This is a genomic window from Psychrobacillus sp. FSL W7-1493 (assembly GCF_038004905.1).
GTDB lineage: Bacteria > Bacillota > Bacilli > Bacillales_A > Planococcaceae > Psychrobacillus.
On record NZ_JBBOSB010000001.1, the window covers coordinates 2,147,146 to 2,172,158 of the forward strand.

A 25,013-nucleotide genomic window follows, 5' to 3' on the forward strand; every position below is an offset into this window, starting at 1 on the left:
TTTCTAAATTTTTTTATACATTTGAAATGAATGATTATTCACTTGTAAATTTAGGGAAATATATGGAAAATTTTGTTCCGTTTTGATTACTTTCTACGTTAATACTACCTTTATATGCAACAACTAGTCGTTGCACAATGCTAAGGCCCAATCCTGAGCCTCCTTTATTCTTTGAACGTGCCTCGTCTGCTGTATAGAAACGATCGAAGATTTTAGAAAGGGATTCTTTTTTAATACCAATCCCATTATCTGAAACAGTAATTACTACTTTGGAAGTGTCTTCCCAAGCTTCTATAATTATTTTCGGATCGTTTTCATTATATTTTATTGCATTTTCCATAAGGTTTCTAAGAATTTGCTCCAATGTCGTTGAGGGGATATTAACTGATATATTTTCATTTCCACGGTAAACAATTGATGAAGTTGGAGATAGTACCTCCAGTTGTTGTTCCAATTCCTTGACTACATTTAATAGACGGGTATTTGTATTCTCAAATGTTTGTTCATTTTTTGCAAGCTTTAACATTTCTTCTATTAAAACTTTCATTTTTTGAACTTCTGCTAAGGAAATGTCCAGGGATTCGTCCAGAACATCTCGTTGTTCCTTGCCCCATCTATTCAGCAGAGCCAGATGTCCTTCCACAACTTGAATAGGTGTTCGAAGTTCATGGGATACATTATGAATAAACTCGTCTTGTCTGGTGATTGTTTCATTTACCTCGTCCATTAATTCCTTATAGATTTTCATCAGCTCACCGATTTCATCTTTTGACAAACGTTCAAAATTAACTTCCTTAGAAAACCTTGTCCGTTTTGCCTCCTGCATTTCATCACGTAATTCCTTAATTGGACGTAACATGAATGCAGACAACGAATACCCTATAAATGCAGATAGTAATAGCGCTATGAGAGAAAATAACGTTATAGCCAACAATATATAGCGCATTAGTTCTTCAAAATTAGAAAGGCTGTGGGAAATTTCTATATATCCCTTAAATAATCCGAAGTCAATTTCAGCAGATTTATGAAAAATAGTCTGTCCTTCTATTTTGTCTTTTTCGAATTCTTTTATTGAAGTGGGTTCGAATGCTGAAAATGGGCTCGCATCATTAATGCGGAGAAGCTCGATTCCATCTGCATTTAAAACCCTTATAGACTGCTCTTGGTTAACAAGCTGGTTAATAAGTGTGCGATTTCTTTGAATGTCTTGAACGCTAATCACAGGACCCTGTGACTCAAAGAAGCTTACAACTTCGTTTAATGTGTTATGGGCCACTCTCTTTTCAGACATAAGCATCCAGTTGTATAGTGAAAAATATAAAATGGCACTCATCATTAAAAAACTTAAAAAAATAGACAGAGCAGAAGCATATGTCCATTTTTTTTGTAAAGTCCAGTTCTTCATGAACGAATCACGTATCCCACTCCTCTAACTGTTTCTATTAAAGCTGCAATTTCCTTCGGCAATTTCTTTCTAAGATGCCTAATATAAACATCCACTACATTTGTCTCTACTTCTGATTCATAACCCCATACAATTTCTAAAATCTGATCCCGAGTTAATACGATGTTAAGGTTTTGCATAAAACATACAAGAAGGTCATACTCTGTTTTCGTTAAAATAATCTCCTGCCCAAAATACGTAACCCTATATGCTTTTTGATCGACCTGTAAGCCACGTATCGATAAAACAGATTCCTGATTTAATGTGGTATGCCCCACCCTTCTTAATACAGCACGAATTCTAGCCAAAAGCTCTTCTATAGCGAATGGCTTGACCACATAGTCATCTGCTCCAGCCTCTAATCCTGAAACACGGTCTATAACTGCATCTCTCGCAGTTATTAAAATAATAGGAATATCTTTAACTTTTCTAAACCTGCGACATATTTCTAAACCGTTTAAATTAGGTAGCATAACATCTACTAATAACAAATCGTAATGGTTTTCTAAAGCTAATTCATATCCCTCTCTTCCATCAAAAGATACGGTTACCTCAAAATTTTCATGTTTCAGCTCAAGTTCCACAAACTTCGCTATATTAATTTCATCTTCTATTAATAAAATATGATGTTTCACTTTCACACTTCCTTTAAAAATACCGTTCACTCTATATGAACGGCAGTAAAATTATATGAATTGTTTTTTCTCATCGATTTCAAATTCTGAAAAGAGAATTTAGGTCATAATTATTATAATAAGCTTTGTTAAAGTTATTGGTCTATTTTGACTAACAATTCTTTTTATAGTGACTGTAAACATTCTAAAAGGGACATTCAAATGACTATTAAGGTCATAAATAGATTATTAGATTTAGATTGGGTATAGTTTTTCAGCTTTGTTTATGCTTGTAAATTTATTAGCGTTTTATCGATGCTATAGCTGTTCCCATTTATTGATTGGAGCGCCAGACGGCGACTCCTACGGGATGAGTGAGACAGATAAGACATCACAACCACGCGCGTAAGCGATGGGTGATGGCTTATCGCTCACCCCGAGGAAAGCGTCCGGCTGGTGCGAACAATCAATTCTACTCTCTGATCTAAGATTTCTTTGCATTATAAATCAACCCCACGCTTTAACATAGCCTTATAATAAAATAAAGTGTATCCGCGTACTTAGCAGAGAAGCTTTTTGAGAGTGAACGATAGGTCTACCCTCTATTAACTTTTATACTATTTGTATAGAAAAGCATTCGTTTAAAACGATAAAGTACAATTACATGAATTAAAACTTCCTGTAGAAAATCCAAACAAATAAATAGAAAAATATAGGAAGATTTGATATATTCATTTATAATAGCTGTACTAGTAAATCATTTTCTATGTATCTTTTGTTTATGTAAATTAATCATATGTATTAATTGTGAAACATACAAGTATTAACAATATTTTTTTTAAAAAATGTATAATTTAACTCTATGCAAAATGAAAAACTTAAAGTATATTATTCTATGCAAATAATTTTATAAGGCAAAGTATTTCTTTGCCGAGGGAAGGCAAATGGTGCGCCACCGGTTCTTGAGCTGGTTCTAGTAGGTTCGATTCCTACCCCGAAATTTTTTATGCAATTCAAATGAAAAATTTCAGGGGAACTAGAATGACTCTGCTCATTTTCAGTTCTGGAGGAGGCGTTTTTTTGTGTTGAAAAAAAGAGACTTACATGAGTGTACCGCTCTATTTGAGCTTATGTCAGATCCAACTATTATGCCATTCGTTCGTCATAAAGCTAATACCGCAGACGAATACTGGTTTTTAACCAAACAAATGATTGAGGAAGAATTAGCTGGAACGACTATTTCTCGAACAATCATCAGTGACTATGGACAACCAATAGGAACCATAAATCTATTTGATATTGAACACGGTGCTGGATTTTTAGGAACTTGGATCGGCACACAATTCCAAGGTCAAGGTTATAATAAGAAAGCGAAGGAACAATTTTTAGAGGAATTGTTCTTTGAGCAGAATATACAAACAGTATTTTTACGTATTAGAAAAAATAATATTAAGAGCATCCGTGCAACTGAAAAGCTTGGCTATGCTTTAAAAGCAAATGATTCCCACCAAGTAATATACGAAGAGATTAATAAGGGTAATAACCATTTCGATTTATATTATATACCTAAGGACCTCTTCCTAATGAAAACACTTCAGCAGAATTCGGAAGAAGAACAAGCTATGTAACAGAAGAAACTCCCGTCAACTTTATGACGGGAGTTTCATTAGTTTTTATATGTTAGTAGTAGTTCCGTAAATTGCTCAGGTGTTTTGGAAGAACTCGCCAGACACTGTGCATCAATTATTTTTTCTTTGTTTAATGCTAAAGCTGAAAGAGAATTCATAAATGTCTCAGCGGTGAGACCCTCTTCTTCAAGGACAATAGCATAGCCTAATTTTTCAAAGAAGTTTGCATTTAATACTTGGTCTCCCCTGCTGGCGTTCTTGGACAAAGGTATTAATAACATAGGTTTTTTTAACTCTAAAAATTCAAAAATGGAGTTAGAGCCAGCTCGGCTTATTACATAGTTTGTGATTTTCAACAAATGGGGTAATTCATCCGTTACGTATTCAAAGGCTTTATAATTTGGTTTATCTATCAATGAAGGGTCTAGGTTTCCTTTACCACAAAGATGAATAATCTGAAATCGCTTGGTTAAAGTGTCTATATTATCTTTAATCGCAGCATTAATACTTTTAGAGCCCTGGCTTCCGCCCATAACGATAATTGTTTCTTTAAAAGGACTAAAGCCTGTCAGCTCTCTTGCAATTTTTTCATCTCCTTGAAACAGATCAGGGCGAATGATTGCTCCTATAGCGGAAGACTTATCCCTTGGAATATACTTTAATGTCTCTTCAAAAACCGTAAATATATGTTCTGCAAATGGTGTTGCAATTTTGTTTGCTAAACCAGGTGTGATGTCGGACTCATGTATTACGACTGGAATATTAGAAAGCTTTGCCGCCACTACAACTGGCACAGAAACAAATCCTCCTTTGGAAAATACAAGCGAAGGCTTTATTTTTCTTAAGGTTCTCATGGCTTGCATTGTTCCGTATAGGACTTTAAATGGATCTGAGAAATTTTTAATAGAGAAGTACCTTCTTAACTTACCATTAGAAATAGTGTGATAAGGTAAAGTGGGAAAGCTTTTTTCAATAATTGATTTTTCAATTCCATCAGCAGAACCAATATAATGGACTTCATATCCGTTTCTTAATAATTCTGGGATAATGGCTTCATTTAAAGATACATGACCAGCTGTTCCCCCGCCTGTCAGTACTATTTTGTTATTGTTCATGATAATCTCCTAACTATTTATCTAAAGGATGTATGCCCATATGGTAGAAACAAAAAACTTACAAGAAAAAACCAAGATAATGATTCAAATGGTACTACCAATTTTAATCACTCAGGTCGCACTCTATTTAATGACTTTCTTTGATATCTTGATGACAAGTAAATACAATATCAATCATCTAGCAGGCGTTTCTATAGGTTCTTCATTATGGGTGCCAGTATATACCGGGTTGACTGGTATTCTACTAGGCATTACGCCAATTGTAGCACAATTAATCGGTGCAAAAAAGCAAGAAGATGTGAGAACCTTTGTTCAACAAGGTTTATATATTGCTATTCTATTAGCTATTTTAGTTTTTATAGGAATTATTTTGTTTCTGGACCCTATCCTTCAAGCAATTCCTCTTGAAACTAGTGTACGCATAATAGCGGAAAAATATTTATGGATGATGTGCATCGGACTACTTCCTTTATTCCTATACAGTGTCCTACGATCGTTTATAGATGCATTAGGCAAGACCCGCATCTCCATGTTCATCACGTTACTGTCTGCACCAATTAATATCGCACTAAATTATGTGCTGATTTACGGTAAATTTGGATTGCCAGCTTTAGGTGGTGTTGGGGCTGGATTAGCCTCAGCAATAACTTATTGGCTCATTTTAATTATTACTATTTTCATCATAAAATACAATAAACCGTTTGCTGATCTACAAATATTCCAAGAATGGACGAAACCGTCGTTGGCCAAGTTAAAAACATTAACAGTGATCGGTTTACCAATAGGACTATCTATTTTTGCAGAGACTACTATTTTTTCTGCAGTCACGATTATGATGAGTGTATTTTCCACAGCAGTAATTTCAGCTCACCAAATAGCTATGAATTTTACTTCGTTGTTATATATGATTCCCTTAAGTATTGCAATGGGAGCTACTATTTTAGTAGGTCAAGAAGTAGGGGCTAAACGCTATCAGGATGCAAAATCCTACAGTTGGCTAGGAGTCGGGACAGCTGTGTCCTTTAGCTTTGTGTCAGCTACTATTTTACTTGTTTGGCGAGAACCTATAGCAGCCATTTACACAAACGATGTAGAGGTCATTAACTTAACCGTTCAATTTTTCTTTTTTGCTGCCCTCTTCCAATTATCTGATGCCATTCAAGCACCAGTTCAAGGAGCATTAAGGGGCTATAAGGATGTTACAATTACGTTTATCATGGCGATTATATCTTATTGGATAATAGGTTTACCTATTGGCTATATACTAGGTACTTACACAGCATACGGCCCATTTGGCTACTGGATAGGCTTAATTGCCGGCTTAACGGTCGGTGCACTTACCCTGGGAACACGTTTAGTATACTTACAGCGCAAGTTTGCTAAGCTTTATTAAATGATATTTGACAATAATCATAAACTTTATGGATAGCTAAACAGTTATATTTTAGATATTGATGTAATCCAAATCTAACTACAAGAAAAAGTGAAATCCATTTTTCCGATTTCACTTTTTTCTTCAATATTAAAAACTATGTCAATCTGGTAATTTCTCGTTAGTGCCCATGGAAAGCAATTACCGGAACGGTTATCAACTATAGATAAAATGAAAGCCTCGAAATATTTTACCAGGGTAAAATATTTCGAGGCTTTTGTTTTGAGAAGAGCTGTCTTAGCCTCTTTTAATTATTTGCTAATAAATTGTTGTGTCCAGTAATAACCACTATCAGATAATCCTACTCCAATATGTGTATAGCTACCGTTCATGATATTCGCTCTGTGACCAGCTGAATTCATCCAGCCTTGTACCACTTCTTGAGCTGATCGTTGTCCCATTGCAATATTTTCTGCAGCTGACTTGTAGCTAATCCCTAAAGATTTCATTTGATCAAAAGGTGAGCCATATGTAGGACTTGTATGTGAAAAATAATTATTATCCTTCATGTCCTGAGATTTAAGCTGTGCTGACTTAGTCAATGCAGAGTCGATTTGTAGAGGTGCTAAGCCTTCCTTTGCACGCTCGGCATTAGTTAGATCTACCACCTGTTGGATAACAGAAGATACTTGAGCTTGATTGGAATTACTGTTTGTTTCCGTTTTTTTAGTAGCTTGCTGAGTAGTTGGAGAAGTTGTAGCTACCTCTTTTTTTGGTTGAGCCGCTGGCACTGTTGATTCTTTTTTTACTGGAGCCTTCGCAGTTGTAGCTTCTTTTTTAGCAGCATTTGGTTTAGTTACTTCTACTTTTGCTGCAGTTTGTGTTTTTTCAACGACTGGTTTTTCTTTTATTTGATTGTTGGGTTTAGTAACCTCTTTTGTTTCTTTTTGTACCTTTTGGGTATTTTGTGCCACGTCATTTTTCTTTGCAGCCTCTGTTTTAATAGTATTTGCTAGGTTAGCAACGATTAACTCTTTATTTATATTAAACTTTTGAAGCATTTTGTTTATTTCTGTCTCACTTAAAGACAATTTTTGAGAGTTAATCTTTAGAGACTTCCATTCGATGGATGTTTTTGCCTCAGAAGTAGTTTTTGAATTACCAGCTGTTTCTGCTGATGCTGTTGCTGTTGTAGCAGTAAGTAATAATCCTCCTGCTAGCATACCTGCTAAAATCTTTTTGTTCATTTTCATTTCCTCCTTCTTTTGTGCTCTCTCATTTTATACACAAAATCAAAAGAAAAAATTATATAATATCTTCCATCTCGTCCATTCGAGTATTAAAAGATGGACGGGAGAAAGGATTCCGTTCCTTTGGTATGGTAGGATAAACCAATACATAAAAATATTAGTTTTCTAAAGCTCTTGACAATTTCATATATTCTTCGTGAATTACCAAAAGTATATCTTCTTGCTGTGAAATAGATAGTTTGCTATTTTTAACTCGTTCTGTGATCATTTCACGTTTTTTTTCAATGCTCTGCCTTACCCTCGGGTGAGTATATTCGTCTAGGAGCTCCGATTTAATGACATTACGTACTTCTTCTTCGGTAATATCATTCGTGGTGCGATTTTTATATAGCAATTTAAAAGCATCAATCATTAACCGAATCCCCTATAATCTCAAGCTTATTTATTTGCTCTCCGATAATTACAAGTTGGGGCTCCATTTTCATGTATTCAGGGAGCCATTGGATCATTCCATAAGCATATTGAAATAAATAAGGATATTTGTGTCCCTTAAGTGGAACATAACCCTTCATCCGATAGACGGAGTCAGGAAGACCTCTAACCCAATCCTCGAAGGCTTCTTGATCTATTGGTCCGTTAAAGGTATGAAGCCTTGAAGACAAGGAAAGTTGCTTGCCTATTGCCGCTTCTTTAACTTCTTTTTCATGAAAGGTAGCTTCCAAGTTAGCAAGTGCTTTTATAGAAATTTTACTGTTTGAGGCTTGAATGATCGGTGCATCCCCATTAATACCTTGGAGTTCCATAGAGGCAGTCGCAATCTCGTCATCAGTTAGTAAATCTACTTTATTGGCAACAATTAAATGTGCATGTTTGATTTGCTCAAGGAAGAGCATCCGTGTTCTGGGTGACAGCTTGTCGCGTTCTAACCATCTTTTGCAGTCGGCAACAGTAATAATACCTTTTATATTTAACTGATTTGCAAATATCGGTGAGAATACTGCATCTAATGCTTCAACAGGGTGTGCAGCTCCAGTAGTCTCTATTAATAACACATCAAAATCTTCCCCAGCCAACAACATTTGAAGCTGTGCTTCCATCTTCTCAGATCCTGTACAGCATATGCATCCTTCTAGCATTTCTTTAAGAGGGATGTCTTCCTCTACTGCTCTACTATCAAAAGCCAATTTACCTAACTCATTCATAATTACTGCTGGTTTAATACCTTCATTTTTGAATTGTGAGATTAAATTGGTTAACAAGGATGTTTTCCCGCTTCCTAAAAATCCACTCAATAAATATACATCTTTCAACATCCACACCTCTTCCTATGTATTTCCTAAAGAAATTCATCGTCAACTCGGCAACGTCAAAACTTCTTCTCTTGAATAAAGAGCTGACCATTGCAGGTCAGCTCTTTTAAGAAATAGATTATGCTATTACTTATTTTTTAATTAAATCCTTTGCTATCTCTTCTGCCTTTAATAATTGAGGATCTTCGTTTAGTAATTTTTCACGAAGCTTATTCATCAATGTATTAGCAGAATCACCGGTAAGCTCACCTGTAGCATCCAGTTTGTTGTCAGCTTGGAATTTTTTCACCGCAGAAACCATAGTCTCGTCAAAGCTAGTATTAATAGTACCTGGATCGTATCCAACTGCTTTTAACATTTCCTTAGCATTTTTAATAGCATCTGATGTCATACCTGTCTTTAAAACTTCAGAAGTATTTAAAGGAGATAACATCGCATAAGAAGGATATTGTACTTCGTAATCTGGTGCAATACCTTTATCATGTATCCAGTTACCTTTCGGTGTTAACCATTTTGCTGTTGTTATTTTAATATTAGAGCCATCAGGTAAATTGTTAAGAGACTGCACAGTTCCTTTACCAAACGAATTTACACCAACAATAGGCATATTTGCTGATTCGCTTAATGCTCCTGCAAGTATCTCAGATGCAGATGCACTCCCTTCGTCGATCAACACTGTAACAGGAAGATCCACTCGGAGACCAGGTGATGCAACAATCGCCTCTTTTACAAGTTTGTTTTTATCATCTTTTGTTTCAATTTGTACAATATTCTTGCCTTCTTCAACAAAAAGGTTTGAAATATCAACTGCCGAATCTAGCAGGCCACCTGGATTTTGTCTTACATCCAGAACTAATGACTCCATGCCTTCTTTTTTCAGATCATCGATCGCAGTAACTAACTCATCATACGTATCGTCAGAAAAGCTAGAAATCATAATATGCCCTACTTTGTCACTTAACATCTCAGGATAAACTGTTTCTATAGGGATATCATCTCGAACTATTGTCGTTTCAATTAATGCGCCTTCACCACGTTGAATCGTTAATGTAACTTCAGTGCCTTTTTTACCGCGAATTAATAAAACAGCTTCCGAAACACTGTAGCCTTTAATATCTTTCCCATCTACTTTTAAAACCTTATCATTAGGTAACAACCCAGACTTTTCGGCTGGAGAATTTTTAATAGGAGAAATAACCGTAATGATACCATCTTGCTCCTGTATTTCCGCTCCAATTCCTTGGAAGCTCGAATGAACACTGTCTTCAAACATAGATGCCTCTTCTGTATCCATGTATTCAGAATAAGGATCTTCCAGTGCATCGACCATGCCATTGATGGCACCATTAATCACTGTATCCTCATCAATATCCTTATAGTAATCTTTTTTTAATTTGTCATAAGCCATATATAACTTAGTGAATTCTTTTCGTTCACCTACATATTGTACCTGTGATTCTTGCCCTTTTATTTCACTAGCTTCATCCTCTTTTCCAAACATAAATAGAAGTGATGTAACGCCAGCCGTGATTATCATGAGACCAAAAATCATTAACCAAAGCATCAAAGGTTTAATCTTTACATATTTGGAAGATTCAGGCGATGATTGTTCCTGTTCTTCGTTTGTTCGTTGCTCTTGTTCGTCCAAAATCTTCACCCTTTTCACACAATTCGTTTTTCAAAAAATAGACTGCCAAAAATGACAGTCTGTTTTTTTTAAAATTACATCCTTATTTTAATGCTGCTTCTAATGCCACTACGATCATGTCATTAAATGTTGTTTGTCTTTCTTCTGAAGAAGTAACTTCTCCAGTAATAATGTGATCACTAACAGTCAATACGGCTAGAGCTTGTCTTCCGTATTTAGCAGCTAGTGTATATAATGCAGCAGCTTCCATTTCAACTGCAAGTACACCGTAGCTTGCCCATTTTTCATTTTGAGCATTTTCATTATAGAATAAATCAGCTGTAAATACATTACCTACGCGTAGGTTTAGTCCTGCTTCTTTACCTGCATTATATGCATTGTATAATAAATTGAAATCAGCAGTAGGAGCAAAGCTAATATCATCTAAAAGTACTTTATTCATAGAAGAGTCAGAAGATGCTGATTGAGCAAGAATAACGTCACGTACTTTTACGTCTTTTTGGATAGCTCCACAAGTTCCAACACGGATTAATTTTTGTACATCATATTCAGCCATTAATTCAGTTGTATATATAGAAATGGATGGTACTCCCATTCCTGTTCCTTGTACAGAAACTCTTTTCCCTTTATATGTACCTGTGTAACCAAACATATTACGTACTTCATTATATTGCACAACATCCTCTAAGAAAGTTTCAGCAATATATTTTGCACGAAGTGGATCTCCTGGTAGTAAAATCGTGTCAGCTATTTCACCTTTTTTTGCATTAATATGAATACTCATTAATATAACCTCATTTCTAAAACTTATCGTGTTTATGATACCTTTTTTTACTATAAAATGCAATGTAGAAGCCTAGAGGTTATTGTCTTCGTATAACTCCCATATTTCATCAAAAACTATTGCCGGCATCTCTGGATGCGCGAGCTCCTCAATATACTCGGAAAGTGGCTGAAAAGATGTTTCTGCTTTTGGAAAATCATGCTGTAAAAACATTTGTTCCGCAAATAGAGCTTTGGCATCGGTCTTTTGACCTCCCCGGAATTTTAATGCAAATAAATAAAACGATTGATTCATATTATTTTTCCTCCTTTAGTCCTGAAGTAGTATATTAATTTAAAATTTTGTAGATAATTCAGTCTAAAACAATTAAACTAAAAATTATGATGATAAAACATTAGAAAGGAATGGCTCAATTGAAATATGGATTTAAATCGAAAAAAAACAAAATACCTAGTACGCCCAAAGTACCTAAACCAAAGAAACAGCGCAAATCCCTTAGTAGTCGTTCATTTTCCCTTTTTAAAAGGAATGCAAACAAAAGCTTTCAAAATACCAATTTGTTAAATTCCATACGTGGCAGAGTACTCATCATTTTTTCCGTCCTTATTATAATTCTATTTTCCATGCTTGTCCTTACTTCGGCCAACATGCAATCATCTCAGAAGGAACTAGAAAACTTTATAAACGTGGACATAAAAGAGCAGTTAATGGTCAATCAAATATCTGCGGATATTGCTAAACTTTCAAATGCAGAACAAAGCTATATCATCACAGGTAAATCAAATTATATGTCAAGTTATAGAAGTTATAAAGATGCAATCGTTACTCGCTTTAAAGAATTGCAGACTATTTTTAAAAATCGTCCTGATGAGCTCAAAAAAGTAACGGCGATTAACGAGCATTTTAATACATACCTTCAATATTCTGAACGTGCATTAAGCCTAAGAGACCAAAAAGGATTTGAGGCTGCTCAAAAGCTTGTAAATGCAGGAAGTGGACGCGCAGCCATGAGCCATGTAGATGTCCAAATCGAAGCGATGAACGAAGTGTTAGCTAAAAAGAACGCTAAGCAAATTGCACTCTTAAAGAGCGAAAATCAAAACGCTTTGAACATATTTATAGGCTTAACGATTTTCTCTGTATTATTAACATTAGTATTTGGAATTGTACTATTTAATTCTATTAAAAGAAGCACTTACTCTATTAACCGTTCGATTTTAGAAATCGCTCAAGCTGGCGGTGATTTAACGAGAAGAGTAAAAGTAAGAACGAAAGACGAATTTGCTGAAATTGCTTCCAATACAAATGTTTTAATCGCTTCTATTGCTGATTTAGTTAGACGTGTAAGCCATTTAACCGAAAATGTATCAGCTAGCGGTCAGGAATTGATGGCCTCTTCTGACGACACTGCTATTACAATTCAGTCAATAGCGGATTCTACAAATGAGATAGCATCTGGTAGTGAGCAGACTATGAAAAGCATGACCTTAGCTATTCAAAAAATGAATTCACTAGAAGAAGCAACAAGATATTTGAATGAGGATGCACAAGCTGTAAAAGTAGCGACTGATCACATGACTGCCGCTGCCAAACAAGGAGCATTGTCTGTTCAACATTCTTCAAATGTTATGTTAAATATTGAAGAAACGATGGCTAATACCTCTCAGACTGTTCAATCTTTAGGAACTAAATCGTATGAGATAACTTCTATTATTAAAACCATCACTGCAATTGCAGAGCAAACTAACCTACTGGCTCTAAATGCGGCAATTGAGGCTGCACGTGCCGGAGAACATGGAAGAGGTTTTGCAGTAGTAGCAGATGAAGTAAGGAAGCTTGCAGAGCAATCTCAAAAAGCAGCAAAAGAGGTAACAGGAATTGTAACCTCCATTCAAACGGAGGTAACCTCTATTGTTAAACAAAATCACGAAGGGGTCGAAAATGTTATAAAAGGCGTTGAAGTAGCGAATGAAACAAGCACTTCCCTTGAACAAATTATGAAACAAACAGACGAAACGATTAGTATTATTAATAAAATGGTCAATCAGATAGAAAAAACACTGGAATTTAGCCAGGAAGTAGCTGCTTCCTTTATAGAAGTGACTCATATTGCAGAAAACACTGCGTCAAATACTGAAAACTCTGCTGCCGCCGCTGAACAAGGTAGTGCTGCCATGCAAGAAATCAATGCTTCCGCTGTAGAATTATCACACCAAGCGGACGAGCTTAGAAAAGTAGTAAACGAGTTCAAGTTATAATTTGTAAGGCATATAACCGTTTTAGCTAGCACTGAAAAATATAGTGCTAGCTTTTCTTATGTAAAAACCAAAAAAATTTGTGATAAATCACTTTGTGAAGGCTCTACTCTTGTGCAAGGACCATCTCTGCAAGGTTTGGATCCATTAACCCAATGCTTATGCATATCTCCGCAAGGTCCCCTTCCTCATTACACCCTCTACCTTTACCAATTACATAGAAAAAGCATGGATATGAAATCCATGCTTTTTTACATTAGAATAGTTTTAAGTATTCTCCATAGCCTTCTTCCTCTAGCTTGTCCTTGGGAACAAAACGCATAGCAGCTGAATTAATACAGTAGCGTAAGCCTGTTTCTTCTTTTGGACCATCAGGGAATACGTGACCAAGATGAGAGTTTGCTGTTTTACTTCTCACTTCTACTCTTCTCATACCATGAGAATCATCAAAATGCTCAGTTACCTCGTGGCTCTCGATTGGTCTAGTAAAGCTTGGCCAGCCACAACCAGCATCATATTTGTCCTTTGAATGGAATAATGGTTTGCCTGAAACAACATCTACATAAATTCCTTCATCAAAATGCTTATCATATTCTCCTTGAAAGGGTGGTTCTGTTCCATTTTGCTGAGTCACATAATACTGCATTTCAGTTAATTTATCCTTCATTTTGTAACCTCCTATTGTTTTCAACGAAGTTTGCTCTACCAGAACCAACAAAGTATCTATTATAATGACTTGGATTCTTTTTATAATAGTCTTGATGATATTCTTCTGCCTCATAAAACTCAGATGCAGGCAAAATTTTGGTAGCTATTTTTTTCGGAAATCGTCCAGAAGCATTTAAAGCATCCTTTGATTGTTCTGCTTTTTCTTGTTGCTCTTCATTATGATAAAAAATAGCCGTTTGATAGGAAGATCCCTTGTCGAAAAATTGCCCTTCTTCATCTGTTGGATCGATGTTTAGCCAAAATATATCCAGTAGTTGATCGTAAGAAAATTTTTCCGGATCATACGTAATTTGAACTGCCTCAAAGTGTCCGGTAGCATTTGAACACACTTGTTCATAAGTAGGGTTAGGTAAATTACCACCCGTATAACCGGAAACAACTTTTTCAATGCCGTCATAAGAATCAAACGGTTTTACCATACACCAAAAACAGCCACCTGCAAATGTTGCTTTTTCCATTTTATATCCCTCATTTCGATGGAACTATAATTTCTAAAACAATTTTGTCTTCTTGAAGATTCAATTCCTTCGCTCGAACATTCACACCAGACGCCATAGGAATACTAGCCAACTGAATTAAAACTTCTTCTTCATCAGGCTTCACTACCATCCAGCGAGGGAGGTCTATTGAATCTCGTAATAACTTTAACACAGTATCGGGTGGTAATTGAAGCTGTCCGACTTCAACCGACGATTGCTCCAAACGAATATTCCCATTCTCTTCGACAAAAGGTTCGAAATACATCTTTACAGGAAGAGTTAATGAGAAAATGGTTAACTCAGAGCTTAAAATAATTTGCTCCTCTACACTCAATTGAAGGGGAATAGGCTTATCATCCATCGCTGTAGCTATAAAAGTATTTGCTATTCCCTGAAAATCTTCCTTAGAGACATTTACAGTTAATACATGTCCGGAAGGGTCAGGTGTAGTAATACTTTCAACGTCAACATTTTCCGTTGGAGATGTAATCCAGTACAAAAGGGTTCCTATACTCCCTGCAATGATTAATAATAATAAAAAAAAGGCAATCATCCACTTATTCATCTAAACCAGCTCCTCAAAAGAACAATTCCCTACTTTGCTCATCTATCAAACCACAATTTTCTAAAGAATTTACTACGTTATCTACTATCAGCTCATACCCCTTGCTGTTCGGATGAAAAAAGTCGGTATGATAGACTAAGTTTGCATTAGAATCAAACAAAGTATCAATAGGTGCATAACAAGCATTTGTATTACTATAGGATAGCGATTCTATAGTGTCGTTCCAATCTGTTATGATTTGATCTACTTCGCTCGTTTCATCTGTAACTATGGTAATAGGGTTATAAATTCCAATCATTATTATTGGAGCACTACTATTAACCTCTCGAATTTGCTCTAAGATTTCATCATAATTTCGCTCAAAACGCTGTAATTCCTTTTGAAATGCCTCAATCTGAAGGTTAAAGAGATCTTTTCTAAATACCTTCATGACATCATTTCCACCAATGGTAATAGTGATTAAGTCTGCTTTACGAAGTTGATGATCGATTTCTCCATCTTTTAACAACTTTAGAAGTTGGTCACTTCGTCTTCCTCTTTTAGCAGTATTGGTTAACACGACATCTTCTATTCCCTTGTATTCTAAGATTTGATTTTTTAATCTTCCAACGTACCCATTCTTCTTTAGTTCATCTCCTACCCCTTGAGTAAGAGAATCTCCAAGACCTACAAGTTCTAATGTTCTCGGGAAAAATTCAGGCGGAATAATATATTCTTCAAATAAGACCGTTTCCTTTATCGGAAAGCTAACTTCTTCTATTTTTTCTGGCGCACAGCTAGCTAATAAAGAAATACAAACAAGAATAATTAAAAATTTATATTTCATATCTAACCCCTTTATTTAACTCCATTTATATACAAGATGATGTAAAACTATAAATAAAAGCAGGGAAAATTTGATCTTCCCTGCTTTGGCATTATTCTGTCATATACATAAATCCAATGGCACCTGGACCAGTATGCGTACTAATCACCGGGGAAGTAAAGGACACTTGAATATCTTTGAAACCCGAGTCTTTTATTAATTCCATTAAGGGTGTAGCCATAGACAATCCATTAGCATGAGAAATACCTACCGCTTTTACAACTTTACCTTTAGTGTCTTCCATAAACTGTTTAAACAAATAGTTGACTACTTGCTTATGACTTCTAGCTTTTGCCACAGGAGTATAAACTCCATTCGCAAGGCTCGCAATGGGTTTAATAGAAAGTAAAGATCCAATCATTGCTTTTCCCTTTCCAATACGTCCACCTTTCACTAAATTATCCAAAGTATCTACTACTACATATAGATCTGTTTTAGTGCATATGTCTAATACCTTCTCAACAATTGCATCTTTTGTAGCTCCATTAACAGCCATTTTAGCAGCTTCTTCCACCTGGAAATATAAAGCAAAGGAGATAAACTTGGAGTCAATAACAGTCACATCAGAATCTGTCAGGTCAGCAGCTGTTTGAGCAGATTTGACAGTACCACTCATACCACCGGTCATATGTATTGAGATAACTTGATCTCCATTCTTACCAAGTCTATCGTATAGCTCTTTGAACACCCCTACTGCAGGCTGGGAGGACTTAGGAAGTTCTTTAGAAGTACTCATCTTTTCTAAAAATTCCTCTGGTTGAATATTAACCCCATCAATATATGACTCCCCATCAATCTGAATCGTCAAAGGTACTACATGTATATTATACTTTTCAATTATCTCTTTAGTTAAATCAGCTGTAGAGTCTGTAACTATATGAACCTTTGGCACTGTATATCCCTTCCTTCCTAAGTATATTATAAGAAGAAAGATGTTAATCTGTAAACTATTTATGCCTGCTTTGAAGCTCATTAATTTTATTTGCAATAATTATATGTAAGTCTTCTTTTATTTGTTCTGAATTACTTACTTGAATCGTTTCTTTACTATATGAAGGAAGGATACTAATTTGAACATGTGCTGGACTAATTTTATTATTATTTTTCTCCATAATATTAGAGGTTCCATGAATCGCGATAGGAACAATAGGAACATCTGCGTCTTTAGCAATACGGACAAATCCCGATTTGAAGGCTCCTATCCCCTGTCCCTTACTTCTAGTTCCCTCCGGAAACATTAAAATAGAATGACCGTTTTGTAAATGTGATACTGTATCCTGAATTGATCGATAACTACTTTTTCGGTTTGTCCGGTCTAAAAACACACAATTCATTTCTTCCATCCATTTAGCTACTAGTGGGACCTTTTTTATCTCTATTTTAGAAATAAAGCCAAAAGGTTTTGGTATGTGTGTTAAAAGAGTAGGAATATCAAAGTTTCCTTCATGATTGCTTACGAATAAAACCGGGCCCTCTGGGAGGTTTTCCAATCCTTCTACAGTGAATTCGCTTTTTGTTCTTTTAAGAACACCACTGGCCCATTTTTGTGGTACTTCGTGGACAAGCAAGTCATATTGCTCTACTGATAGTAACCCTTTTTTAGACTTAATTTTGTTTAGTTTTGGAATGCTTATTGGTAAATAGCCAAACAAAAACCCAAAAGTTCTTAAAGAAGAAAACAACTTACTCACTAACCTTTCTATCGTAAACCAAATATACGTAAGTTATTCCGTCAGATGTCTTCATTTCTTCAGACTTTTCAGTAAGCACCCATTCATCGGAGCTGTATGGTGGGAAGTAAGTATCGCCTTTGAATGTTTGTTGAATGAAGGTGATATATAGTCTGTCCGCCTTTGGTAGGATTGCTCTAAAAATCTGCTCTCCTCCAATTACCATAACCTCGTCGTGGTGACTCTTCGCCAATTCGATTGCATCCACTAAATTGTTTACTACCTCTGCTCCCTCGACTTTATAAGAGGAGTTTCTAGTAACAATTATACTTTTTCTACCTGGTAATACTTTCCCAATCGATTCATATGTATTCCGTCCCATAACCATTGCCTTACTCATTGTTTTTTCTTTGAAATATGCTAAATCACCAGGTATATGCCAAGGCAAGTCTTTGTTATAGCCAATTACTCGGTTTGGATCATGTGCTACGATTAGTGATATCATCATTATTCTCTCCTTTATACAGCAATTGGTGCTTTGATTTTGGGATGCGGATCATAGCCTTCTATAGAAATGTCTTCGATTTCAAAATCAAAGATGGAAGCTTTTTCTTCATTTAAGACTAATGTCGGTAAAGCACGCGGTGTTCGCGATAATTGTGTTTCAACCTGTTCAAAGTGATTCAAATAAATATGAGCATCACCTAAAGTATGTACGAAATCTCCAACTTCTAACTTACATTCTTTTGCTATTAAATGAACAAGTAAAGCATAGGAAGCTATATTAAAAGGCACTCCTAAAAAAACATCAGCACTTCGCTGATAGAGTTGACAAGACAATTTTCCGTTCGCTACATAGAATTGCATAAAAGTGTGACAGGGCGGTAATGCCATATCATCGACCTCAGATGGATTCCAAGCAGTAATGATATGTCGTCTGGAATCAGGGTTCTTTTGTAATCCATCGATCAAATTCGCAAGCTGATCAATCGTTTCACCGTTTTTGCCAGGCCATGAGCGCCATTGTCTACCATAGACAGGACCAAGGTCTCCAAATTCTTCTGCGAAAGACTCATCAGATAGAATGTTGTCACAGAAAACCTTCATTTGTTGATCCACCAAAGCCTTAAATTCAGGATCCTTCGAAGCTCGTACACCAAAGTTTGTCATATCTGGACCATTATATGTATCACTATTTACCCACTTTTCAAATGCCCATTCATCCCAAATATGGTTATTGGCCTTAATCAAGGTTTTAACGTTGGTATCTCCCTTTAAAAACCACAATAATTCACTTACTATCAAGCGAAAAGCAGTTTTTTTAGTAGTCATAAGAGGAAATCCTTTTGAAAGGTCAAAACGCATTTGATAACCAAAAACACTTTTTGTTCCCGTTCCTGTTCGATCACCTTTTTCAATCCCATGTTCCATAATGTGCTTACATAAATCTAAGTATTGTTGCATTTGCTTGCTCCTTTCCTTTTATAGCAAAAAAGCTCTCATCTAGGAGAGCCATTTAGGTGGGGTGTTCTTAGACCAATAAATTTCACCTAAAGCATAATGCTTTGAATATTTATCCTCTGCTAGGTGATAATGAAAATTAAAGTAGTAACCATCTAGCGGTTTTTTATCTGTTCTTACATGAAAACGCATCAAATCTTTTTTTGTAGTTTCATCAAAAATATGGAATATTTTTTCGTAATATTCTCCAGAAGGCTGTTCTGTTATTGCTAGATTAGCTGCTTTTTGGTCATCAACAGAAACCAATGTTGTATTAATTGCCTCTTGAATTCTAGGGAAAATAACTTCATCAAACTCATTTTGAATAACAGGGCCAATTCTCGCACCAAACTTAATGTAAGCTTGTTCTTTAGCGGCCAGAGTAATCTTTTCACTGTAATCAATGGATTCTTTAAGACTAACCTGGTCATACTCTACCGTATGCTTCTCTGCAGAGACCGACTTCATCGGCACTTTGCTCTCTAACAGTTGCTCCCAAATAACATGGTTAGGTGAAATCAGTCCAAATGTTAGAAATGCCACAGTAATAATAATCGATTTTTGGAACCATTTTTTCATGTTTAATCACCTTCAATTATGTACAATTTAGTAAAAGCAATATTATAAACATATACGAAATCGAGAACAAAAGGTTTCATCTTCCTAGTATTCATTGTACAATAAAAAGGGTAAACAATCAGTAGTTTTTTAAACTAAGGAGGAAATTCTTATGAGCACAGATATTATCATTGGAATCGGATTTTTATTTTTATTAGGTTATTTAACTTCTTTAAACTTCACGCACTGATTTAAAAGTAAATAGTTCATTATTCTAAAACAAAGAGGGAAGCGACTTGTATAGTCACTTCCCTCTTTGTTTTATACTTCAATTATTCCGTAATGGAACTTAGAACTTAGTCTTGTCAGTCGGGTAAAACCAAAATCCTCAAACATAGGAGAGCGGAAATGCGCCTTTAAAACAACTCGTTTTTTGGCAACTCGCTTCGCTTGCTCGACCCACTCTGTATACAGAGTTCCAATAGCCCCTATTTCTCTAAGGGCTTGAAAATTATTAGACTCGGCAATTTCCTCTTCAAACATTGGATCCATATACACAACGTCAAATGAGTTATCCTTTACCGTTTTTAAATAGTCTACTGCATCTTTATGAATCACTTGAATTCTTCGCATGGAATTTTCTAATTCACTAAATTCCGTTTCATAGCTTTTTAATCCTCGATTAATAATATATGCAACCATCTTTTCCTTCTCTAGTGCAACTACTTTTCCTGGATTTCCTACTGTATAAGCAGCAATTAAGCTATCAGAACATAAACCAGCTGTAGTATCTAAAAACCTATCCCCCAACTTTAAGCCTGTTGCTTCAAGAAAAGGGTCTTTTTCCGCTTTTAACAGCCTTTTTAAACGAAAGGCTGCAGAATTTGGGTGAAAGAAAAAAGGAGTGGTGGAACCATATGCAAAAAACTCCAGCCTTTCCTTACCAACTACTAAAACATCCGCTAACTGCTCGTTTTGTATTTTTTCCACTGACTTTTTCTTTCGGTCTATGAAGTTTATACATAAATCAGCAGCTATATCTTTTGCTACCCGAGTATATTCGGGATTCGTTCTTCCAGCAGTCGTTATAACTGTTTTCATTTAAGCAATTATGTCAGTGAGAACACCTGTCAGGTGGTCTTTGATTGTTTCCATAGAGTTACTTTCAATTTGCTCTCTAGGGATAAAATAAGCTAATTCTCCATCCTTCCATATAGCAATGGAAGGTGAACTTGGTGGGACTTCACTAAAATAATCTCTCATAGTAGCAGTCGCCTCTTGATCTTGTCCTGCAAAAACAGTAACAAGATGATTTGGTTTCTTTGGTAATTCGCCAATCGCTTCAGTAACAGCAGGTCTTGCGAGCCCCGCTGCACAACCACATACCGAGTTAATCACTATTAATGACACACCTTCTTCTTTCATATGCTCATGCACTTGATCAGGTGTAGTCAGCTCTTTAAAACCAGCATTCGTCAGCTCACTTCTCATTGGTTTAACTACTTGCTTCATATATTCATCATATGCGTTCATCTCTTCGCCCACTTTCACGTATGTTCAATTACCCATTCTTAAAAGGTATTCTATTTTCTATTCTACTTTTGTTTAAGTTTTTTTTCACTCATTTTTACTTATAGTACATTAACCTCTTGATAGTCTTGTGCTATATTTCCCTTAAATCCATTTATTTTCTCAGGTTTTCGAAATAGAGCAAAGAAAATAATAAGAGCCAGTTCATTCGTACGAATCTAAATAGCTGCTACATAGCATTAAATAATCTTGTTTCTCTTTAAATAGGGAAAATAGAATTATTTTAGAATACTGAAATACTTTTATTTAGTGAAAGAAAATTAACTATGTTACTATTAAAATGAATGTATATCGACTTTTTTTGACATTTTTCAACATTTGCTCATCTATATGGATGACTAAGTATTAGCATAAACTTACTCGTATCCGTTCAAAATAAGTCTAATGATTTTGTATACATTTTAGAACCTTACGATGGATCTGCTACCTCGTAATTCAAACCAACTAGATGAGGGGCGAAATAAATTATGAAACTAAATGAACTATTATCTTCAGTCGAGATTATTCCAACTCTAAAGACACAGAATATTCAAGTAAACGGGATTGCTTTTAATTCTAAAAACATTAAAGAAGGTTATTTGTTCGTCGCTATTTCAGGGACTCATTCAGATGGACATACGTATATTGAGGATGCTCTTACGAACGGGGCTATTGCCGTGGTCGGTGAACAGGAACTATTCTTAAATGAGGTTCCATACTTTCAAGTAAAAGATGCGAGAAAAGCATTAGCCTTTCTTGCTAGAACATTTTACAAAAATCCAACGAATAACAAAACAATAATTGGAATTACTGGAACAAACGGTAAAACTACTACTTCTTATATGTTGAAGCATATACTTGAGAGCCAAGGAATCTCCTGTGCTGTATTCGGGAGTATTTCTATTATTATTAACAACGAAGAATATTCTTCTACTCATACGACATTAGATCCTCTGACTTTCCATGAACTTGCTGCAAAGAGCAAGGACCAAGTAATTATTATGGAAGTTTCTTCCCATGGTCTAGTGCAACAACGCGTAGAAGGACTTGAATTTGATTATTGTATTTTTACAAATATAGAACACGAGCACCTCGATTACCATAAAGATATGGAATCATACTATTTAGCTAAACAATCGTTGTTTACATACTTAAAAAGCAATGGAAAAGCAATTCTTCTCTCTAGTAATGACTGGAGTGAGAGGCTTAATACATATGTAAATTCACTTGGAAGAGAAGTTATTAAAATTAATGGAAGCTCTCCTACTTATACAATAGATATAGATAAAATTATCGAACAACAGACTGGCAAGGTTTTTTCTCTTACAACACAAATGCAAGGCGAGCACAATATTAATAATGCAGCTGCAGCCTTTGCTACAAGCGTTCATTTCGGGTTAGATCCCAAACGTGTTGAGCTAACGTTAAATAATTTCAAAGGTATTCCAGGACGTTATCAGTTATTTCCTCTTGCGAATAGTGCGACCGCTGTCGTAGATTACGCGCACACCGCCAATGCGTTTCACTATATTTTAGACACCGTAAAGTCACAGAACGCACGGATGATTTATCATGTTTTTGGCTTTAGGGGTAATCGAGATGTACAAAAAAGGGCAAGGATGATTGAAATGTCATTAAAATATGCAGACCGATGCATTCTAACATTTGATGATCTCAATGGGGTACCTGCGGAACAAATGATAAACGAGCTTGAGAATTTAGGGGCACATGAAAAGTGTGTGATATACCCTGATCGAACAGAGGCTATTAAATACGCTTGGGAAATAGCGGGACCAGGAGATTGGATAGTAATTACTGGAAAAGGTAATGAAGCATATAAACAAAGCTATTCCCTCTCGACTAAATCTGATATTGACACATTAAATTATCTTTTAAGTACCAAGCATTCAGCAAAACCTGAAATAGAAAGCCTGTTATAGAAAGTTCTATTATTGAACTGTGATTTCTGAATAATGTCTATATAAAAAGAAAACAGACCTTGCATTAATTATGCTCAGGTCTGCTTTCTTTTACAGATGAATTGGTGCGATATTTTACCTTTGATACTGACATTTTATAATCGATAAACGCTCCGATAAAACCTACCGGTAAGCCACCAGCCAAAATAGACAATACAATAATGAATATGCTGATATTTTCTACTTTAAAAGTCAGCAGATACAAGGTTAAAAGAGTACCGGCGATCAGAAAAATGGTTGTAAAATAGTATGTGATTTGGGTATTTTCCCGATATTTGTATTCTTTTTTCTTCACTTGGTCTTTACTCATTTTGATCCCTCGTTTCGACTTTATGTTCTACTTATATTATTCACCTATTTTCCTGAATTTACACAACAACATTACAAATTAATATTACTTTTTTAATGAATCGATTTTGTTCGAGAAAAAACTGCTATATACAATAAAATTCCCCACATTTTAGTCTGTTAAACATTTAAAACGACAGTTATTACAATTTTCAATCTATTTAACTAAAAAAGAAGAGCTGGCGATATCCGCCAGACTCTTCACTTTTACTCATTTTCTTGCCTCGCTCATTTGCTTCCAAACGGAGCCCTTTGCTTCTTCCCCTTCTGCAATACGGGCAATCGCCATACGGATTTGAAGCTTAACTTCATATTCCTTGTCATCCATCGCTTTCTTTAAGGCTGGTAATGCATCCATATCTCCCACCTCATAGAAATACATAGCTGCTCGCCAACGAACTAATTTGTTTTTATCAAACAGCGCCTCTTCCATTGCTTTTGAAAATTGTACAAATCCTAAATCACTCATTGCATCTCCTGCAGTACGTCGAACCGATGCACTCTTATCTTTCAGTGCCATTTCTAAGTACGGAATGACTTTTTCATCTTCAATAAGACCAAGATATACAGTAGCAAGCCTTCTTATTGAAACCTGTTCATCCTGTATTGCTTTTGCTAGAACTGGGATATCTTCAACCTGTGGGTTAATAAGGTTATCAAGTAATTGGAACCTCTTCTCCCATTCACTTATTTCAAATTCCTCCAAAGTGAACGGAACTCTTATAGGCTTTCTATCATCCTCGGCTTTGTCTTTGTCTGCAATTAGTTGCTCCAGCTTACTTTGGGGAAAGCTTGCCTCTAATTCTTTTACTAGCTGCTCACCAATTTCCTTTTGATCACCATATCGCACACCATAGTCAACCCATTTACGAAGCATAATATAATTTTCTTTATCACCCTCCATCGCTTCATCCAAAGCCTTGGTAAAGCGGGCAGATAAACCAAATCTTGACTCTGATTCACTATCAAATACTTTCACCTGAAGCGGGATTCCCTTGAATGATTGTACATGGACATATACTTCACCATAATGATCTAAAGGCTTTTCTTCAGTTTCCGCTTCATTTTCACCGCCAAATACATTTTCAATAGATGCTAAGATGGATTCCCAACTAAACTTTGCAATTCGTTCAATCGCTAAAAAGTCCGCAACGTGGTATACCCCTTTTACTCCTTCGATATCAAATATACGTTGTATTTCTCTTGGTGCGTCTTCTATATGATCCTTTTTATAGTTATAACTCTTCCCAAAAGGAAGCTCCTGGTCAACGACTACCTTCATCGTATTCGGACTTGGCGTTGGTTCTATCGTCAATATTTTCATATCTTAT

26 protein-coding genes are annotated in these 25,013 nt (G+C 35.7%); 4 read left to right on the plus strand and 22 right to left on the minus strand.

Features of this window, described 5'->3' with window-relative positions:
* Positions 1-34 precede the first annotated feature (34 nt).
* Positions 35-1,405 (minus strand): HAMP domain-containing sensor histidine kinase, encoded by a 1,371-nt coding sequence (locus MKX96_RS10875; RefSeq protein WP_340883626.1) that lies wholly within the window; start codon positions 1,403-1,405, stop codon positions 35-37.
* Complete coding sequence (locus MKX96_RS10880; RefSeq protein ID WP_169360106.1) at positions 1,402-2,079, minus strand: winged helix-turn-helix domain-containing protein; 678 nt, start codon at positions 2,077-2,079, stop codon at positions 1,402-1,404. Before MKX96_RS10880 ends, MKX96_RS10875 begins: the two co-directional genes overlap by 4 nt.
* A gap of 1,061 nt (positions 2,080-3,140) precedes the next feature.
* Between MKX96_RS10880 and MKX96_RS10885 the strand changes: the two genes are divergently transcribed.
* Positions 3,141-3,686: a GNAT family N-acetyltransferase gene (locus tag MKX96_RS10885; protein WP_298467814.1), complete on the plus strand. Its 546-nt coding sequence runs from the start codon at positions 3,141-3,143 to the stop codon at positions 3,684-3,686.
* A gap of 38 nt (positions 3,687-3,724) precedes the next feature.
* On the opposite strand, the gene MKX96_RS10890 is transcribed toward MKX96_RS10885, so the two are convergent.
* Positions 3,725-4,801: an undecaprenyldiphospho-muramoylpentapeptide beta-N-acetylglucosaminyltransferase gene (locus MKX96_RS10890; protein ID WP_251553193.1), complete on the minus strand. Its 1,077-nt coding sequence runs from the start codon at positions 4,799-4,801 to the stop codon at positions 3,725-3,727.
* A gap of 40 nt (positions 4,802-4,841) precedes the next feature.
* Here MKX96_RS10890 and MKX96_RS10895 point away from each other — a divergent pair, with 40 nt between their 5' ends.
* The gene (locus MKX96_RS10895; RefSeq protein ID WP_169360109.1) at positions 4,842-6,194 is read left to right on the plus strand and encodes an MATE family efflux transporter; all 1,353 of its coding nucleotides are present in this window, start codon (positions 4,842-4,844) and stop codon (positions 6,192-6,194) included.
* 290 nt (positions 6,195-6,484) lie between these two features.
* Here the strand turns inward: MKX96_RS10895 and MKX96_RS10900 are convergent, their stop codons facing one another.
* The 6 genes from MKX96_RS10900 to MKX96_RS10925 form a co-directional block, all read right to left on the minus strand.
* On the minus strand, positions 6,485-7,420 hold the full coding sequence (locus tag MKX96_RS10900; protein ID WP_298467808.1) for a CAP domain-containing protein: 936 nt from the start codon (positions 7,418-7,420) through the stop codon (positions 6,485-6,487).
* Positions 7,421-7,580: 160 nt separating this feature from the next.
* A complete protein-coding gene (locus MKX96_RS10905) occupies positions 7,581-7,835 on the minus strand; it encodes a hypothetical protein (protein WP_298467806.1) in 255 nt (84 codons plus the stop codon).
* On the minus strand, positions 7,828-8,733 hold the full coding sequence (locus MKX96_RS10910) for a CobW family GTP-binding protein (protein WP_298467867.1): 906 nt from the start codon (positions 8,731-8,733) through the stop codon (positions 7,828-7,830). The genes MKX96_RS10905 and MKX96_RS10910 overlap by 8 nt, the downstream gene beginning before the upstream one ends.
* Positions 8,734-8,863: 130 nt before the next feature.
* Positions 8,864-10,381, minus strand: a complete 1,518-nt coding sequence (locus tag MKX96_RS10915; protein WP_298467803.1) for a S41 family peptidase — start codon at positions 10,379-10,381, stop codon at positions 8,864-8,866.
* Between the two features lie 82 nt (positions 10,382-10,463).
* Positions 10,464-11,165: a purine-nucleoside phosphorylase gene (gene deoD, locus MKX96_RS10920; RefSeq protein WP_169360112.1), complete on the minus strand. Its 702-nt coding sequence runs from the start codon at positions 11,163-11,165 to the stop codon at positions 10,464-10,466.
* Between the two features lie 72 nt (positions 11,166-11,237).
* Complete coding sequence (locus MKX96_RS10925) at positions 11,238-11,459, minus strand: YozE family protein (protein ID WP_298467800.1); 222 nt, start codon at positions 11,457-11,459, stop codon at positions 11,238-11,240.
* A gap of 110 nt (positions 11,460-11,569) precedes the next feature.
* Here MKX96_RS10925 and MKX96_RS10930 point away from each other — a divergent pair, with 110 nt between their 5' ends.
* Positions 11,570-13,423 (plus strand): methyl-accepting chemotaxis protein, encoded by a 1,854-nt coding sequence (locus tag MKX96_RS10930; RefSeq protein ID WP_340883630.1) that lies wholly within the window; start codon positions 11,570-11,572, stop codon positions 13,421-13,423.
* A gap of 253 nt (positions 13,424-13,676) precedes the next feature.
* Here MKX96_RS10930 and msrB read toward each other — a convergent pair whose 3' ends face one another.
* The 11 genes from msrB to MKX96_RS10985 all read right to left on the minus strand — a co-directional run bounded on the left by msrB (position 13,677) and on the right by MKX96_RS10985 (position 21,319).
* Positions 13,677-14,087 (minus strand): peptide-methionine (R)-S-oxide reductase MsrB, encoded by a 411-nt coding sequence (gene msrB / locus MKX96_RS10935; RefSeq protein WP_169360115.1) that lies wholly within the window; start codon positions 14,085-14,087, stop codon positions 13,677-13,679.
* Positions 14,077-14,607 (minus strand): peptide-methionine (S)-S-oxide reductase MsrA, encoded by a 531-nt coding sequence (gene msrA / locus MKX96_RS10940; RefSeq protein ID WP_298467794.1) that lies wholly within the window; start codon positions 14,605-14,607, stop codon positions 14,077-14,079. Before msrA ends, msrB begins: the two co-directional genes overlap by 11 nt.
* Before the next feature lie 10 nt (positions 14,608-14,617).
* Positions 14,618-15,193 carry a YpmS family protein gene (locus tag MKX96_RS10945; protein WP_169360117.1) on the minus strand — a complete coding sequence of 192 codons (576 nt, stop codon included), beginning with the start codon at positions 15,191-15,193 and terminating at the stop codon, positions 14,618-14,620.
* Between the two features lie 13 nt (positions 15,194-15,206).
* The gene (locus MKX96_RS10950) at positions 15,207-16,019 is read right to left on the minus strand and encodes a GDSL-type esterase/lipase family protein (protein ID WP_298467791.1); all 813 of its coding nucleotides are present in this window, start codon (positions 16,017-16,019) and stop codon (positions 15,207-15,209) included.
* A 91-nt stretch (positions 16,020-16,110) separates the two neighbouring features.
* Complete coding sequence (locus MKX96_RS10955) at positions 16,111-16,950, minus strand: DegV family protein (protein WP_298467788.1); 840 nt, start codon at positions 16,948-16,950, stop codon at positions 16,111-16,113.
* A gap of 55 nt (positions 16,951-17,005) precedes the next feature.
* Positions 17,006-17,749 (minus strand): lysophospholipid acyltransferase family protein, encoded by a 744-nt coding sequence (locus MKX96_RS10960; protein WP_340883631.1) that lies wholly within the window; start codon positions 17,747-17,749, stop codon positions 17,006-17,008.
* Positions 17,742-18,233, minus strand: a complete 492-nt coding sequence (locus MKX96_RS10965; RefSeq protein ID WP_298467783.1) for a dihydrofolate reductase — start codon at positions 18,231-18,233, stop codon at positions 17,742-17,744. The genes MKX96_RS10960 and MKX96_RS10965 overlap by 8 nt, the downstream gene beginning before the upstream one ends.
* A gap of 14 nt (positions 18,234-18,247) precedes the next feature.
* Positions 18,248-19,192: a thymidylate synthase gene (locus MKX96_RS10970; protein ID WP_340883632.1), complete on the minus strand. Its 945-nt coding sequence runs from the start codon at positions 19,190-19,192 to the stop codon at positions 18,248-18,250.
* 39 nt (positions 19,193-19,231) lie between these two features.
* The gene (locus tag MKX96_RS10975) at positions 19,232-19,807 is read right to left on the minus strand and encodes a YpjP family protein (RefSeq protein ID WP_340883633.1); all 576 of its coding nucleotides are present in this window, start codon (positions 19,805-19,807) and stop codon (positions 19,232-19,234) included.
* A 300-nt stretch (positions 19,808-20,107) separates the two neighbouring features.
* Positions 20,108-20,887, minus strand: coding sequence for a class I SAM-dependent methyltransferase (locus MKX96_RS10980; protein WP_340883635.1), 780 nt, complete (start codon positions 20,885-20,887; stop codon positions 20,108-20,110).
* Positions 20,888-21,319 carry a BrxA/BrxB family bacilliredoxin gene (locus MKX96_RS10985; protein WP_340883636.1) on the minus strand — a complete coding sequence of 144 codons (432 nt, stop codon included), beginning with the start codon at positions 21,317-21,319 and terminating at the stop codon, positions 20,888-20,890.
* A gap of 524 nt (positions 21,320-21,843) precedes the next feature.
* Between MKX96_RS10985 and MKX96_RS10990 the strand changes: the two genes are divergently transcribed.
* Entirely contained in the window at positions 21,844-23,295 is a 1,452-nt protein-coding gene (locus tag MKX96_RS10990; protein WP_340883637.1) for a UDP-N-acetylmuramoyl-L-alanyl-D-glutamate--2,6-diaminopimelate ligase, read from the plus strand.
* A 64-nt stretch (positions 23,296-23,359) separates the two neighbouring features.
* Here MKX96_RS10990 and MKX96_RS10995 read toward each other — a convergent pair whose 3' ends face one another.
* Together MKX96_RS10995 and MKX96_RS11000 are read right to left on the minus strand one after the other, a co-directional pair.
* The gene (locus tag MKX96_RS10995) at positions 23,360-23,644 is read right to left on the minus strand and encodes a hypothetical protein (RefSeq protein ID WP_169360126.1); all 285 of its coding nucleotides are present in this window, start codon (positions 23,642-23,644) and stop codon (positions 23,360-23,362) included.
* 249 nt (positions 23,645-23,893) lie between these two features.
* Positions 23,894-25,006 (minus strand): conserved virulence factor C family protein, encoded by a 1,113-nt coding sequence (locus tag MKX96_RS11000; protein WP_340883639.1) that lies wholly within the window; start codon positions 25,004-25,006, stop codon positions 23,894-23,896.
* Between the last annotated feature and the right edge of the window lie 7 nt (positions 25,007-25,013).